This window comes from Filifactor sp. (genome assembly GCF_057248345.1).
Genome location: NZ_DBHIIC010000010.1, coordinates 22949 through 39286 on the forward strand (window position 1 = coordinate 22949; position 16338 = coordinate 39286).

Annotated in this window: 16 protein-coding genes; all 16 read left to right on the forward strand. The window is 34.2% G+C overall.

Annotated elements, in window-relative coordinates; all coding sequences use genetic code 11:
* The first annotated feature begins 1 nt into the window (after nucleotide 1).
* A complete protein-coding gene (locus ACO5GE_RS03455) occupies nucleotides 2–529 on the forward strand; it encodes an NfeD family protein (protein WP_484829540.1) in 528 nt (175 codons plus the stop codon).
* A 22-nt stretch (nucleotides 530–551) separates the two neighbouring features.
* Nucleotides 552–1523, forward strand: a complete 972-nt coding sequence (gene floA, locus ACO5GE_RS03460) for a flotillin-like protein FloA (RefSeq protein ID WP_484829541.1) — start codon at nucleotides 552–554, stop codon at nucleotides 1521–1523.
* A 40-nt stretch (nucleotides 1524–1563) separates the two neighbouring features.
* A complete protein-coding gene (locus tag ACO5GE_RS03465) occupies nucleotides 1564–2133 on the forward strand; it encodes a hypothetical protein (protein ID WP_484829542.1) in 570 nt (189 codons plus the stop codon).
* Nucleotides 2134–2211: 78 nt separating this feature from the next.
* A complete protein-coding gene (locus ACO5GE_RS03470) occupies nucleotides 2212–2931 on the forward strand; it encodes an MBL fold metallo-hydrolase (protein ID WP_484829543.1) in 720 nt (239 codons plus the stop codon).
* Nucleotides 2932–3354: 423 nt separating this feature from the next.
* Nucleotides 3355–5481 carry a ribonuclease R gene (rnr, locus tag ACO5GE_RS03475; protein ID WP_484829544.1) on the forward strand — a complete coding sequence of 709 codons (2127 nt, stop codon included), beginning with the start codon at nucleotides 3355–3357 and terminating at the stop codon, nucleotides 5479–5481.
* 152 nt (nucleotides 5482–5633) lie between these two features.
* Nucleotides 5634–6836, forward strand: coding sequence for an FprA family A-type flavoprotein (locus ACO5GE_RS03480; RefSeq protein WP_484829545.1), 1203 nt, complete (start codon nucleotides 5634–5636; stop codon nucleotides 6834–6836).
* 1 nt (nucleotide 6837) lies between these two features.
* Nucleotides 6838–7296, forward strand: a complete 459-nt coding sequence (gene smpB / locus ACO5GE_RS03485; protein ID WP_273159424.1) for an SsrA-binding protein SmpB — start codon at nucleotides 6838–6840, stop codon at nucleotides 7294–7296.
* Nucleotides 7297–7587: 291 nt separating this feature from the next.
* Nucleotides 7588–8934: a hypothetical protein gene (locus ACO5GE_RS03490; protein ID WP_484829546.1), complete on the forward strand. Its 1347-nt coding sequence runs from the start codon at nucleotides 7588–7590 to the stop codon at nucleotides 8932–8934.
* Between the two features lie 265 nt (nucleotides 8935–9199).
* A complete protein-coding gene (locus tag ACO5GE_RS03495; protein ID WP_484829547.1) occupies nucleotides 9200–10009 on the forward strand; it encodes a YARHG domain-containing protein in 810 nt (269 codons plus the stop codon).
* Between the two features lie 625 nt (nucleotides 10010–10634).
* Complete coding sequence (locus ACO5GE_RS03500) at nucleotides 10635–12275, forward strand: phosphoenolpyruvate carboxykinase (ATP) (RefSeq protein WP_484829548.1); 1641 nt, start codon at nucleotides 10635–10637, stop codon at nucleotides 12273–12275.
* A 356-nt stretch (nucleotides 12276–12631) separates the two neighbouring features.
* Nucleotides 12632–12901: a glutaredoxin family protein gene (locus ACO5GE_RS03505; RefSeq protein WP_484829549.1), complete on the forward strand. Its 270-nt coding sequence runs from the start codon at nucleotides 12632–12634 to the stop codon at nucleotides 12899–12901.
* A gap of 142 nt (nucleotides 12902–13043) precedes the next feature.
* Nucleotides 13044–13592 (forward strand): DUF6648 family protein, encoded by a 549-nt coding sequence (locus tag ACO5GE_RS03510; protein WP_484829550.1) that lies wholly within the window; start codon nucleotides 13044–13046, stop codon nucleotides 13590–13592.
* Nucleotides 13593–14021: 429 nt separating this feature from the next.
* Complete coding sequence (gene rlmD / locus ACO5GE_RS03515; RefSeq protein ID WP_484829551.1) at nucleotides 14022–15395, forward strand: 23S rRNA (uracil(1939)-C(5))-methyltransferase RlmD; 1374 nt, start codon at nucleotides 14022–14024, stop codon at nucleotides 15393–15395.
* Complete coding sequence (locus ACO5GE_RS03520) at nucleotides 15392–15553, forward strand: hypothetical protein (RefSeq protein ID WP_001843395.1); 162 nt, start codon at nucleotides 15392–15394, stop codon at nucleotides 15551–15553. The genes rlmD and ACO5GE_RS03520 overlap by 4 nt, the downstream gene beginning before the upstream one ends.
* A 3-nt stretch (nucleotides 15554–15556) precedes the next feature.
* Entirely contained in the window at nucleotides 15557–15838 is a 282-nt protein-coding gene (locus tag ACO5GE_RS03525) for a CD1845 family protein (RefSeq protein WP_150889231.1), read from the forward strand.
* Between the two features lie 87 nt (nucleotides 15839–15925).
* A partial coding sequence (locus ACO5GE_RS03530; protein WP_484829552.1) for a replication initiator protein A occupies nucleotides 15926–16338 on the forward strand: 413 nt, incomplete at its 3' end.

The window sequence follows — 16338 nt, forward strand, 5'->3', positions numbered from 1 at the left end:
CATGAGTAACATTGTTCTTTTAAAGTTAATGGAATCTGCTAATTTTATCGGTTTTTTTGAAAATACGGTAAATATATTACTTATCTCATTGGGGTTATTGCTCATTTGTATTGAGTTGTTTATCCCAGGTGGAATTGCAGGAGCGATAGGTTGTTGTATCGTATTCCTTACAATCTTGTTTAGAACAGACGGTCTGTCAGATTTTTTTGTAGTTCTTTTTATTGTAACGTTGATTACGACAATATTCTGTTGGTTGGTATGGCATATTATACCGAAAAAAATTCGAAACAGAACGTTGTATTTACAAACAGATTTGTCGAAAGAAGAAGGATATTCTCCTGCCCCTGAAAGAACTCACTATCTTAATTACGAGGGAGTTACAAAGAGTATATTGAGACCGTCAGGAAAAGTTCAAATAGGAAGTGAAATACTGGATGCACAAGCAGAGCAAGCGTTTATTGAAGCAGGAAAGCGTGTTGTTGTTATTGCAGTTGAAGGAAGTCAACTTATTGTAAGAGAGTTATTATAGTTATTATAAAGGAGGAAGCAGCATGGGTTTTGAAAAGTTTATTGTTTTAATTATTCTTTTGATTTTAGTAGGATTCATTTTAATTTTTATACCGGTAGGATTGTGGATAACAGCGAGATTCTCAGGAGTGCGTGTGTCTATGATGACATTGTTCGGAATGAAGATTCGTCGTGTAAGACCTGTACGTATTGTTAATCCGATGATTCAAGCGACAAAAGCCGGATTGAAACTTTCTACAGACAAATTAGAAGCTCATTATTTGGCAGGTGGGGATGTAACCTCCGTTGTTAATGCATTGATTGCAGCACAAAGAGCAAATATCAATCTAGGATTTGAACAAGCAGTAGCAATTGACTTGGCAGGTAGAGATGTTTTGGAAGCAGTACAAGTTTCCGTTAATCCTAAAGTAATTGAAACTCCTGTGATTTCAGCAGTTGCGAAAGACGGAATCGAAGTAAAAGTAAAAGCAAGAGTAACTGTAAGAGCAAACATTGAACGTTTGGTCGGAGGTGCCGGAGAAGAAACCATCATTGCCAGAGTTGGTGAAGGTGTTGTTACAACAGTAGGTAGTTCTACTTCTCACAAAGAAGTATTGGAAAACCCTGATAAAATTTCAAGAACAGTATTGGAAAAAGGATTGGATTCCGGAACAGCATTTGAAATCTTGTCTATTGATATCGCTGATATAGATATCGGAAGAAATATCGGTGCAGAATTGCAAGCCGATCAAGCTGAAGCAGACAAGAAAATTGCTCAAGCGAAGGCAGAAGAAAGAAGAGCAATGGCGATTGCGAAAGAACAAGAAATGAAAGCAGAAGTAGTTCAAATGAAATCTAAGGTAGTTGAAGCAGAATCCAGAGTACCTTTGGCGATTGCAAAAGCATTTGAAGATGGAAAATTGGGTGTAATGGACTATTACAATATGAAAAATGTAATGGCAGATACCCAAATGAGAGAAACAATTGCAGGTGGAGAAGGAAAACAACAGCCATAGGAACAAAAACAGAGCACAGAAAAGAGGCGGGTGACATAGATTGAAAAGTGTTGTTTTGGTTATCATACTTTTGAAGCTCGTTAAAGTGATGTCGAGACGATGGAATGAAAACAAAAAAATTGATATTAACGGAGATTTTATATCCAAATTGTCACAACAGTTGCCTAATTCAACCGGTGATTTTTATGAGCAAGCAGAGAAGTTATATCAGATGAGTAAGGAAAATAAAGATAAATTTTTATCGCTTGTGGAAAAAAGTCAGAACAAAGAACAGACTTTGTCAGTACCGGATAGGGAAGAATATCGAAAGTCCTATGATTTTGTACGTGCACAAGATGCTCCTACAAAGACAAAGAGCAATAAGAGTGTTTCCAAAAAAGGAAACAGTAAGAAAGATCCTTTATTCCAAGACAAGAAAAAAGAACCAATGAGTCAAACATCAGTTGACAATAAAAGAAAAAGTTCTTTAGGAACACAAAAGGATAGAATAGGTATTTCGGATATGAAAAAAGATTCTTCTGAACCTGTAGTTTGTTTAGAAAAATCAGATTTAAAAAGAGCAATTATTTGGAAAGAAATTTTGGATAAACCTGTTAGTTTAAGACATTAAAAAAATCGTGAGGGTATTTTTTGCCCTCACGATTTCCTATAAAAAAACATAAACGGTTTGAGATAAGGAGGGTAAGGTATGTTAAAGGTAACGTATCTGTTTCATAGCGGTTACTGGATTGAAACAGATCATTATCATTTGATTTTTGATTATATTACAGATCATTGTCAGAAAAAGCAGGAATTGCAATGCGGAAGATTACCACAAGAGTTGATTCATAACGGGAAAAAAGTGATTGCTTTTGTAAGTCATGCACACTGTGATCATTTTGACGGTTCCGTTCTGAAATTGGGAGAAGGAATTCATTATGTCATTTCAGACGATGTGACAATTCCTCCACAAGATAATTTTGTTTTTTGCAGAGCATACGAGCATATCAGTATCGAAGGAGTAGAAGTTGAGGTGTTCTCTTCCACAGATCAAGGAGTCAGCTTTTACCTTGTTGCAGATGGATACCATATCTACCACGCAGGGGATTTCAATTGGTGGCATTGGGAAGGCGATACAGAAGAAGGAAAAGAATTTGCAAGAAATGGATTCTTTGATGAATTGGAGAAATTAAAAGAAAAACCTGTCGATGTCGCAATGTTTCCGGTAGATCCGAGATTAGAACATGCATACTGTTATGGAGGGAAAGAATATATCCGTGCTGTTGAACCTAAGGTATTTTTCCCAATGCATTTTCAAAGTTCGTATCCAACCACAACCCAATTCAAAAAATATATGGGAGAGTCCGATAAAACAACAATCATGACGATTCAACATAGAGGACAAACATTCTCTATTGAAGAAGAATAGATAAAAATGATTCTTTGCGAAAAGAGAGAGTCAAAATTCAGTGTTTATTGTATCAAAGTAGATGGATTGAAATGCAGTTTATGAGATAGTGGTGAGAGGAGAGACTTCTCCTCTACTAGAATCATAAGGTGTTTAGGAAGATACAGTTGATTCCTTCATGATAAAAATTGTTTGATGAAAGTCATGCTATTGATATTATCTTAATCCATTACAGTTTCACCGAATTTGTCACAGGTTGTGGAACCTGATATTCTATCACAGTCTGCTATTTTGGTAGGAACAGGGTTTGCTTACTCTTTGTTGTTAGGGGAAGTCAGTTGGTTGTGTATTGGGATAAAGTTGTTTAACCGTTTCAAAAGAAAGTATGTAAAGAGAAGCATAAGTGCTGTTTTTTCTCATGGAATAGAAGGGAGAGACCTTAAGATGAAAAATATACGGACAGAAATCATTGATTTGATGAAACATAGTGAATATAAGCCGATGACGGAAAAGCAATTGACAAGTCATTTCAGTTCCAGTCGTGAAGATATGAAGATTTTGAGAAATGTAGTATCTGATTTGGAAAAAGAAGGATTGATTTATAAGACAAAGAGAAATACATACGGAATTCCTTCTAAGATGGGATTGGTTATCGGAAAATTGATTGTGACACCAAGAGGATATGGATTTGTCGAATCTGAGGAACGAGAGTCAGATTTGTTTATTGCAAATACGAATATGCGGGGGGCTTTGAACGGAGATAAGGTCGTTGCGAGAATCAAACCGAGCCATAATACAAGAGACAGACAAGAAGGAGAAATTGTCAAGATTTTGGAGCATGGAAGCTATGTGTTCGTGGGAGAGTATGAAGATTCCGGTAGATTTGGATTTGTAATTCCGGAAGACAAAAAGATTCATACTGATATTTTTATTCCGAAAGGAAAAAGTAAGGGTGCTGTATCAGGAGATTTGGTAGAGTGTGAGATCACGAAATTCTATGACGGTAAGAGAAATCCGGAAGGTAAAGTAACGGAAGTCATTGGAAAAAAAGGTGAGTTCCATGTAGATTTTCTTTCTATTTTGAAACAATATCAGTTGATGGACGAATTTCCTAAAAAAGTATTGAAACAAGCTGAAAAAATTCCAATGGAAGTGCAAGAAGAAGAATTGAAAAATCGATTGGATTTGAGAGAAGAGTTGACCTATACGATTGATGGTAGTGATACGAGAGATTTTGATGATGCAATCTCCATTTCGAAAGATGAGCATGGCAACTATTTACTGGGAGTTCATATTGCAGATGTCACTCACTATGTAAAAGAAAATACACCTCTTGATAAAGAGGCACTTAAAAGAGGAACATCTGTCTATTTAGTGGACAAGGTGATTCCAATGTTACCGAAAGAGCTTTCCAACGGAATCTGTTCTTTGAATCCCGATGTTGATCGATTGACCTTATCTTGCTTGATGACAATTGACAAAAAAGGTGTTGTGGTGAAACATCAGATTGTGGAAAGTGTGATTCGTTCGAAATATCGTCTTGTGTACGAAGATGTGTCTCATCTATTGGAGACCATTGATCGTACGAAACAGTTTACAGAATTGGAGCAAAGTCTTATTTTTGCAGAAGAGTTGGCAAATATTCTCTTTAATGTAAGAGAACAACGTGGTGCGATTGAATTTGGTTTTCCGGAGTCAAAAGTCATTGTGGAAGATGAAAAGGTGATTGATGTTCAAGTCAGAGAAAGAAAAATAGCAAATGATATGATTCAAGAGTTTATGCTCATTGCAAACGAGACAGTGTCTAAGGAATATTTCTATAAGAAATTACCATTTGTCTATCGTGTTCATGAACAGCCGGCAGAAGATAAAATTAAAGAGTTCAATAATTTTATTGCAGTGTTTGGAGTGCATGCAACCTTGGATGAAGAGGCTAATGTCGAACCGAAAGATTTACAAAAGATTTTAAAAGAAGTCAAAGGAAGAGAAGAAGAGGATATCATCTCAAAGGTGATGTTGCGCTCATTGAGACAAGCTCGATATTCTCCTGTCAATGAAGGACATTTCGGATTGGCAGCAAAATATTATACCCATTTTACAGCACCGATTCGCCGTTATCCGGATTTGCAGATTCACCGAATTATTAAAATGGATATCCATCACTATTTGAGTGGAAGAAAGATAGAAGAGCTTTCTGCAATAGTAGATGGTGTTTCTAGAAGTTCTTCCGATTCCGAAAGAAAAGCTGAGCAAGCAGAGAGAGATTTTGAACATTTAAGAAAAGCACAGTATATGGAACGCTTTATCGGTCAGGAATTTGATGGGAAAATTACTTCTATCACCAATTTTGGAATTTTTGTAACTTTAGAAAATACAGTAGAGGGATTAATTCGAATCAATACCTTGGTGGATGACTACTATATTTATGACGAAGAACGGTTCCAGTTGGTTGGAAGACATTCCAAAAAAGTATTCAAAGTAGGAATGAAAGTTCGTGTTATGGTAGAGAGTGTGAAACTGGATTTGAGAGAAATAGGATTTCAATTTGTAGATATGGTGACAAAAGACTAAATTTTGTAAAAAAATTGCTTAATGAAGTCATATTTTGAGAATATATATAGAATATAAAGAATTGAATTTATGAGAGAAGTCTTGTAAAAATAAGAATTTTCTTGTAGATTAGATTCAGGATAATTACCTATAATGTTAGAGGAGGAACAAGAATGAATACATTAGTTACAAAAGTGGTGGACGGAGTTTATTATATCGGTGTTAATGATAGAGAAACTGCACTGTTTGAAAACATGTGGCCGTTACCAAACGGAGTGGCATATAACTCCTATGTAATCATTGATGAAAAAACTGCATTGATGGATACAGTAAAAGCAATGTCAACAGAAGAGTTTTTGGATAGATTAGAGGTAGCTCTGGATGGAAGAACATTGGATTATTTAGTAGTTCATCACATGGAACCGGACCATTCAGGTTCTATTCGTTCTACAATTTCAAAGTATCCTGATGTAAAAATAGTTGGAAATAAGAAAACAAAAGAAATGTTACAATTGTTCTATGAAATCTCTGATGAAAACTTTGTAGAAGTGAAAGAAGGAGATAAAATAGAATTAGGAAAGAGAAGTCTTCAATTCCATATGACACCGATGGTGCATTGGCCTGAGTCTATGGTGAGTTATGAAAGTTATGATAAAATCCTATTCTCACAAGATGCATTTGGAAGTTTTGGAGCATTGGATGGAGCGATTTTTGACGATGAATGCGATTATGAAAAATACAAAGATGATACAGAACGTTATTTTGTAAACATCATTTCCAAATATGCAAAACAAACTGAAAAAGCATTACAAAAATTAGGTGGATTAGATATCAAAATGATTTTACCTGTTCATGGATTGGTATGGAGAAGCCATCCTGAAGTGATTTTGAAAAGATATCAAGACTTGGCAAGTCAAAAATTAGATAACGGAGTTGTGTTGGTATACGGTTCTATGTATGGAAATTCAAAATACATGATAGAAAACGTAGCTAGATATCTTGCTGAAGAAGGAGTGAAAGATATTCAAGTATTTGATGTGACAAAAACACATAAATCTTATATTACAACAGAACTTTGGAAGAAGAAAGGTATTATCTTGGCAAGTTGTTCGTATGACAACGGTTTGTATCCTCCAATGGTAGATCTTCTTCATACAATGAAAGGAAACAAAATGTCAGGTCGCGTTTTAGGAGTAGCAGGAACATTCAGCTGGAGTGGTGGTGGAGTGAAGAATTTGGTTCCACTTGGAGAAGATTCCGGTTATGAATTGCTAGAGGATTGTGTAGTAGAAGCAAAATGTGCTCCTAAAAAAGATGATTTAGATAAATTAAGACAACTTGCAAAAGCGATGGCGGAAAAATTAAGAGGAGAATAGAATGAAAGATTCAAATGTCAAAGTTGTAGCAAAAAACAGAAAAGCACGATTTAACTATGAGATATTGGAAACTTATGAGGCGGGAATAGAGCTGAAGGGAACAGAGGTCAAGTCCGTTCGTGCATCAAAAGTCAACTTGACAGAAGGATTTATTTCAATCGACAACGGTGAGGCTTTTTTGAAACAGGTTCATATCAGCCCGTATGAACAGGGAAATATCTTCAATGTCGATCCGGTTCGTGTTCGAAAATTACTGCTCCATAAGAGAGAAATTAAGAAATTGATTGGAGAAACAGCGCAGAAAGGGTTTACTTTAGTACCACTATCCATGTATTTGAAAAACGGAAAAGTGAAACTTTCACTTGGTTTGGCAAGGGGGAAAAATACCCATGACAAACGCCAAGATATGGCAAAAAAAGATGCGCAAAGAAGTATTGAAAGGGCAATGAAAAGCTATTAAGAAAATGATTTTGTGGGTCAATAAGACGAACATTAACAGTAGCAGGATTCATCTATCATTTTGCGATCAGAAGATAGAACGATGTGTTTTATCACTGAATTAAAGAAAAGACACTTTGGGATACGTTCTCAAAGTGTCTTTTCTTACAAAATAGAATGGATATTTTATATTTTTCATAGTATAATTTTTGTAGAAAATAATTGTCGTCAGAAGAGATGTAATAGCAACAGTTTTCAATCATGCAAGGAGATTCATCAAGCAATGTGAAACATAAAGAAGAGGGTGAATTGTTTGAGTACAATCAAAAGAATCAACAAAAAAGTTTTGTTTTTATTAGGAATGGTATTTATGGTAGGTGTATTGAGCGGATGCAATTATTTAACTACGGAAAAACAAAATTCTTTTGTCGTATATGCAAAGAATGATGGAATTTACTACACTTATTTGAACGGAGAAGAGAAGAAGGAACAAAAAATACAAGATGGAGAAGAGTTTGAATGTCCGAAGATATCTGAGGATGGAGAGTTTGTTGCATATCAAAAAGAAAATGAACTTTATTTATACACCTTATCAACCAGTCAATATCAAAAACTTGCAGATATGGAGCAGTATCAGAATTATGAATGGTTGGGACAAAAATTGGTGTATGCTGATGAGAGTGCAGGCTTTTATCTCTATGACACTCAAAGTAATCAATCTGTAAAATATGATGATGACAATCATTATGAAAATTTCAAAGCATCAAAAGACGGAAAGTTATATGCAAAACAGCTGAAAAATTGGGAAACTTCAGAAGGGAAATTCAGCCATGCGGACGCTATTGTTGAGATTGATTGCAATGCTTTGCAAAGTGATGAAGTTCAAACAAATATTCTGATTGAGGCAAAGGCGCCTGAAAACAATTCGATTGATTTAGGATATGATCCCACTATTTCCAAAATCAGTGAAGACGGAAGATATCTTTTGATTCATGAGAAATTTCAATCAGGTTCTACGAGTGCAGATTATGCAGGGTTTGGGATATATGATACCAAACAACAAAAGCATATTGATTTTACGGACATTTACAATCAAAGAGAGGAAGAAAACGAGTTGATTGTTTTGCCGTATGAAGATAATATAGCATTATCTTCAAAAGAGAATAGTTCAATAGCTCTCATAAAAGGTGGAGGGAGAGAGATGTTTTTTAATAAAGAGCTTGCTTTGATGAGATTACAGGAAGATGGAACTTATGACTTGCAAACGATTACACCTGACAACATATTGGCAATGACACCTTCTTTTACTACGGATGGGCAAAAGTTGATTTATTCCGGTATCGCTATTGAAAGTACAGAATCTTATGAAGAAACACAAAAGGACTGGGATACAAAACCGCATGATATTTATCAATATGATAATATAACGAAAAAAACAGGTAAAATAACAGATGGAATAGGGTTTGATTATATGCCGATTTCTTTATCTGAAGAGGATATTTTGTTTTTTAGAAGTAAGAAACATCAGTTTTCGGAACATACAGGAAATTTAATTCGACTGAAAGACGGAGAAGAAGATGTTGTCGCATCCGAAGTATGTTTGGGATACCAGCCTAATAGAAATATGGCAGTATTTATAGGAAGAGATTTGAAACGATAACAATAGAATATGAAAAATAAATGAAAATTTGTGCCGGTTGTGGTATGATAGAAATGTCATAATCGGCACAAAATTTTTTTGTTACAGAAATTTTGTTACATAGAATCAACCATATAACATATTTTGATGGATAAGAAGTTTTTCAGTACAAAAATTCCTGCTGTTTTGTTATGCAATGCAGATAGTGTAAGAATAAGAGAAACTTCGAAAGAACAGAGTCGTCAAAATTTTGCTTATGAAAAAAGTTGTAGAGGGAGTGTATACTTTGAAAAAAAATCAGAAGTTTTTGAGCGGGCTTTGTCTGTGTTTGACAACGATATTATTGTTGTGTGCCTGTGATGTGAATCAGATAAAAAACAAAACACCAAATACAGAAGGAACAAATGTGGATACATCTGATTTGCAAGATCAGGCAAAAGAAGGTATAAAAGACTTTACTTTTGAGGGGTCTGATTATTCATTAGGTCAGTTGATAGATGCAGGTATTGGCTCTCCGTCTTATGAATCCTACCAATCCAAAGAAGATGGAAGAACCTATGTGAAGATTACCGGGAATATGGTTTACGATGGTGTTCCGATTGTATCAGTCTTGAAATATGTATGGCTTGGAATGTCTTCTGATGGTTTATCCAGTTATGAATTTCATAGCCTAACCTTCAATGATGTTCCACAGAATGAGCTTTCCATAGATCAATTTTTTGAATTTTTGGAAGAGTCTGCAGTAAAAAAATATGGTGCTGTGTTGTCAAGTAAATCAACACAAACTTATGCACAAGATGTTGCAACATCTGAATATGTATTACCCGATTCCGATATGAGATATTTAGAATGGGAAGAAGTAGAAGCGCTTGCAGATTATGGTGGAAAAGATTTGATTCGATTAGCTGTCAATGAGATGTATGCAAGACATGGATTTATGTTTAAGAAATCGAAAAACCAAGAGTACTTCGAAAGAAAATCTTGGTATTATCCACAACCCGGATTGACAGACACTTATGTGAAAGAGAGTTTATTCAATGAATATGAAAAAGCAAATCTGGAAATGTTGTTAAAAGTGGAAAAGCGATTTAATTAACAGTAGAAAAAGGTAATTCCATTATAAAATGGAAAAGGATGTTTTGTCATGGAACGGAGAAAGAATGCTTATTCTGATAGAATAGGCATTCTTTTTTTCGATAAAATACGATTTAAAAAAAATTTTTTAAAAATGAAATCATGTAATATGAAAGATAGTGAATGATAACATTCTTTTTCTACAAAAAACAGAAAAAACTAAGAATAAGAAATTGTTTAAGTGAATATGGAATGAAAAAGAGTAATAGATTTCATTCATAATGAAAAAATAATATCATTTGGTGTGATTAATTTTTTATTGTTTTCAAAAAAATTTAATATACCAAATTGTTGAAAATACATTAAGATAAAAGTGTTATGTTAAATTGAAAAGAGGTTGAAACCAAATGGAATAAGTAAGGTATGAGACTATTTGAATGTAGTAAGAGTATAAGATTCATTTTTAGCAATCTCAAGAAATTTGATTGGATGTGTCTAAAGTCGAAAATGAATGATATCATTCAATGAAGTTCATAATAAAACGAAATACGATGTATTAATACTCACTATTCAAAAATAAAGCTTTATTATATTGATGAATTTGATATAATAAAGATACAAAATATAGAAAATGAGGAGAAAGTATAATGTCGACCATTCAAAAATTTGAAATAAAAGATATCAAAAAAGAGAATTCAAAATTCTCAGCTCTTAGAACAACGATTGAAACTGTTTTTTATGGAAACAATGTTGTTAGGATAAATTCTTTAGCAGAAGCGTATGAACTGGCTAAAAATGCTACCGGTACTGTAGTGACGGATTTGCCGGTATTTCGTGCAGAAGAAATCGGACTTCCATCCGATGCAAAAATTTTGCTTTATAATGACGGTACAGTAACCGGTAGATATGCCAAAGGTAGAGTTGTGATAGGGCACAAAGATGTCGATGAAAAGAAATATGCAGGAATTGCACGAGAAGCAGCTTTTTATGCACAAGGAAAAAAACTGTACTATGCACAAGCATATATCGGATTACATGAAGAATTTATGGTAAAGGCACATCTTATTGTCGAGGAAGGATACGAGAATACCCTATATAATTGGTTGCTAAATTTTCAAACAAAAACAGAAGAATATCAGAAAATGTATCAATCATCTAAAGAATTGAATGAAACAGATATCTATGTACTGTCTTTACCAAACTATGTTCCACAGGAACATGAAAAAGGGTTATCCCTGTTTGATGCTGAGCACAATTCCTTGTTATTATGTGGAATGCGTTACTTCGGGGAACATAAAAAAGGAACTTTAACCTTAGCTTGGGAAATTGCAAACAGAAACGGTTATGTTTCTTGCCATGGAGGTTTGAAACAATATCAATTGACGGACAGAGAATATACGATTGCGTTCTTTGGATTATCCGGTTCGGGAAAATCAACTTTGACTCACAATACACATCAAGATAAATATGATATTCAAATTTTGCATGATGATGCATTTGTCATTTCCGATACAGATAAGTCTACAATTGCATTAGAGCCTTCTTATTTCGATAAGACACAAGATTATCCAATGGAGGATGAATCAAATCAATATCTCCTATCAGTCCAAAATTGTGGTGCAACATTAGATGAAGAAGGTCGTGTTGTATTGGTAACAGAAGACATTAGAAACGGAAATGGTCGTGCTATCAAATCTAAGTTTTGGACGAAAAATAGAGTGAATCACATGAAAGAACCGGTGAATGCAATAGTTTGGTTGATGAGAGACAATGCAATTCCTCCTTTGTTGAAGATTGATAACCCTGTAATTGCTTCTATTTTCGGTGCTACACTTGCTACTAAGAGAACGACTGCTGAACGATTGGATAGTGCTGCAGAAATGGAAAAATTAGTTATTATTCCGTATGCAAATCCATTTAGAACCTATTCTTTAGGGCAAGACTATCAAAAGTTCAAAGCATTGTTTGAAGATGGAACGACGGATTGCTATATTTTGAACACAGGAAGTTTTATGGGTAAAAAAATTCAAAAAGAAACGACATTACATTTATTAGAACAGATTGTTGATGGAAACACAGATTTTGAAGATCTTGGAAATCTTAGACATATCCAATATGCCAAAGTAGATGGATTTTTACCGAATATGGAAGATGAGAACTATCGGGCAGCTTGGGAGAATGCGTTGAGTAACCGACTTCAATTTGTGACAGAGCAAAAAGGAACAGCAGATGAATTGCCTGAAGAAGTAGAGATAGAATTGAATCAATTAAAAAATCAACTAAGATAAGCAGTTCATATAAAGTTTGAAAGAATGATTTTGGCTACTATGTAGTCAGGTTTGATATGATGTATACGAAATTCTGATGAAACAGTAGAGAGTATGGAAGTATGACAATTTGTGCATTTGATTGTGTCCTTCGTCTGTTGATTGATGTTTTCACAGACTCTGTTCATACTTTTTTCGTCATTTAGAATACTTCAGTTACAAATAGAAATCTATAAGAATATGATTATAGTTTTCTAATCGAAAAGAAAATTCGAAAAAGGCTATTAAACCATGAAAATATGGGTATACATTATGACATAATTAAGATTGTAATTCATATAAGTTTAGATAAGTAAAGTTTGATAGGGGGAATACAGATGAAAAAAGTGTATATGATGGTTACTGACTGGTGTCCGCATTGTAAGAGAGCGAAGAATTGGATGGAAGAATTGAAACAAGAGCATCCTGAGTTTCAAAAAGTAGATGTGGAAATTATTGATGAGGAAAAACAGGAAGAATTATTGAAACAACATAATTTCAATTATTACTATGTACCTACCTACTATGTAGAAGGAGACAAAGTACATGAGGGAGTACCGACAAAGGAAATTGTACAACAGGTATTTGAAAAAGCATTGGCAGAATAGCAAAAAGTTCAAAACAACGAAGTTGGAATGAGCGATACATTCGGCGGAGTTGTTTTTTTGTGCGAAAAAATCGAAATTCATTTTACTATTTGTTCTAAAATGATAAGATAGGAGTATAAAAAATGAACTTGGAAGGGATTGTATGGCATATATTGAGAATTTTTTTGAATTGTTTTTTGAGAACAAAAACAGTTTGAATTTACAATTTTATCAGGGAGATATCAGTAAAAAAGAATATATTGAGCAAAATTATGCTTTTTTGAAACAGTTAGGGAAACCTCCATTTAAAAAAGTGGATAATTTGTGGAAAGGAATCTACAATTATCAGTACTACAATATGACGGGAAAATATTTTAAGATGCTAGCAAAAGAATTAGAGGAAAAGAATAAGCATCCCGAAAAAGCAAAAGAGTATTATGATAAAGTGAACTACTCCTATCGAAAAAAAGACGACAATATTTTTTATGTGATGAGATTAGTGGACGGAGTGGGAATGCGAGCCTATCCGATTCATGTCAAGTCAAGTTATTTGAAAGAAAAACTGTTTGAAGTTTTTTTGGAATACGATGATATCACAGCTATTTTTCATTCCGTGAATCCGGTTTTGAAAAACAAGCTGTGTGAGATGGGAATTTTTGAAACAAAAAGTCAAGAATCATTGATTGATCAATATGTCAATTCGTATTATTAAATCTCAGTTTTTGAGAAAAAATCATAATTGAATTCAAATGAAATAGCATCGATGACTGTAGTAAAAACTTTTCGTCAAGAGTATTTTAACCAATGATTGATGAAAAAACCGATTTGGAGAAAAAATCATAATTGAATTCAAATGAAATAGCATCGATGACTATTGTAAAAACTTTTCGTCAAGAGTATTTTAACCAATGATTGATGAAAAAACTGATTTGGAGAAAAAATCATAATTGAATTCAAATGAAATAGCATCGATGACTATTGTAAAAACTTTTCGTCAAGAGTATTTTAAGCAATAAATTGATGAAAAAACAGATACTTATCACTGATTTTGAATTGAGAAAAGGAATAAAGAAACAATTAGGGATATGTTGTATTAAAGAAATCAACATAGAAAAGGAATAAGGTTGGGATTGAGAACAGTATGAAGAAAAAAGAAACCATAGAAATCACTGTCAATGAATTTTGTTTAGATGGGACGAGCAAAGCAATCAAAGACGGCGTGAAATTTTCTGTAAAACATGGGATACCCGGACAAAAAGTAACGATGTATATTAAAAAATTACGACAAAATAGAGGAGAAGGAAAAATCTTAGAGATTTTGGAACACTCTTCGATTGAGACAGAGTCTATCTGTGAACATTTTGATGTCTGTGGAGGGTGCTCCCTGTTGCCGATTGCTTACGAAAAGCAATTGGAATTGAAAAGAGATGCTCTGTCTGATTGGTTTGTCAAAAAAGGGCATGAAGAATTTCAGGAAATAGAAGTAATCGGAAGTCCGGACAGTCGAGAATATAAGAATAAGATGGAATTTACATTCGGAAATGAACAAAAAGACAGTCCTTTGACATTGGGTATGCATATGACAAATCGGAGTAACAGTATTGTTTTTGTAGAAGATTGCCGAATTGTGGATGAAGATTATCGACAAATTCTGAAAGCAACCATATCTTATTTTAGAAAGCAAAATTTGCCGTTTTATCATATTATGAGAAGAGAGGGATACCTTCGCCATTTAGTGCTTAGAAAAGGGAAAAACACAGGCGATATTTTGGTGAATTTGGTTACGACGACACAACTTGACTTTGATTTGAAAGAGTACTGCTCTTTATTGTTGGACTTGAGTTTGGATGGGCGAATCATGGGAATTTTGCACACAGAGAACGACTCTTTTTCCGATGCAGTTATTCCGGAAAAAATAAATTGTTTGTATGGAACAGAGTTATTTGAAGATAAGGTTCTTGGAATGAATTTTAAAATATCTCCTTTTTCTTTCTTTCAAACGAATACTAAGGGTGCTGAGGTTCTTTATTCTAGAGTTAGAGAAATGGTTAAAAAAGTTTTGGAGCATCGAAAAGAAGAAACCATCTTTGATTTATACAGTGGAACAGGAACAATTGGGATTTTGGTTTCGACCATCGCAAAAAAAGTCATTGCAATCGAGTTGATTGAAGAAGCAGTGGAGATGGCAAAAAAGAATGCGAAGATGAACGGTGTTGAAAATGTAGAGTTCATCGCAGGAGATGTTGCAAAAGAAGTCGAGAAACGAGAAGAAAAACCGTATTTGATTATCTTAGATCCTCCAAGAAGTGGGATGCATCCAAAAGCAATCGGAGACGTTCTGAACTTCGAAGCGGAAAATATCATTTATATCTCCTGCAATCCGAAGATATTTGCTGAAGAATTACATCTGTTCAAAGAAAAAGGATATCAGGTGATGGATAAAGTAGGTGTAGATCAATTCCCAAATACAAATCATGTGGAGTGCATAGCGTTGATACAAAGAGTGAAATCGTGAAAATCCTGCATTTTAAGCAGTTTTACAAGCATTATGTATTTGTAGAAGATGGAGAGGGAGGACGAAAAAAAGTCCTAAAAAATTATATTGATGTGAATGTTTGCATTGATATGGTGTGTGGAGATACAAAGAATGCTTTAGAAAGTGAGGACTACTAAATGATGAGATGGATAATAAAAATAATCTTGTTTCCAATTAGCTTGGTGTTGAGTATCCTTACAGCATTTCTGACATTCCTACTTGGTATCGGAACAGCCCTACTATACTTGCTGATGATGTTTTGCATATTTGGAGCAATTGCATCTTTTATGCAAAAAGAAGTTGCCATCGGAATAGAAGCATTGGTATTAGGATTTTTGTTAAGTCCTTATGGAATACCGATGGTCGGAGCAGCTGTTATAGCGTTCCTTCAGGAAATCAACGAAGCAATAAAATCAATCTAAAAAAATTCATACAAATGGTTACCAAAGGCGATAGATAAAAAACTATCGTCTTTTTCTTTGCCAATTTTTAAGGAGGGAGGTGAAGCGATGGACTTTGACTATTTCTATAACAGAGAAGCAGAAAGATTTAACTTTCTAAAAGTACCTGAAATATTGGTAGACGGAGAAGAATTTAAGGGATTGTCTGCTGAAGCAATTATCCTTTATTCCATGCTTTTGAAACGAACAGGAATGTCATTTAAGAATAACTGGATAGACAAGGAAGGCAGAGTATTTATCTATTTCACAGTCGAGGAAATTATGAAAAGAAGAAATATCTCAAAGCCTACTGCCATAAAAACATTAGATGAGTTAGACAGCAAAAAAGGGATAGGGCTGATTGAAAGAGTAAGACTTGGACTTGGTAAGCCGAACATCATTTATGTCAAAGACTTTATGAGCATAATAGCGGTAAAAGAAAATGACCTCTTGAAGTCAAAAAACTTAACTTCAGAAGTAAA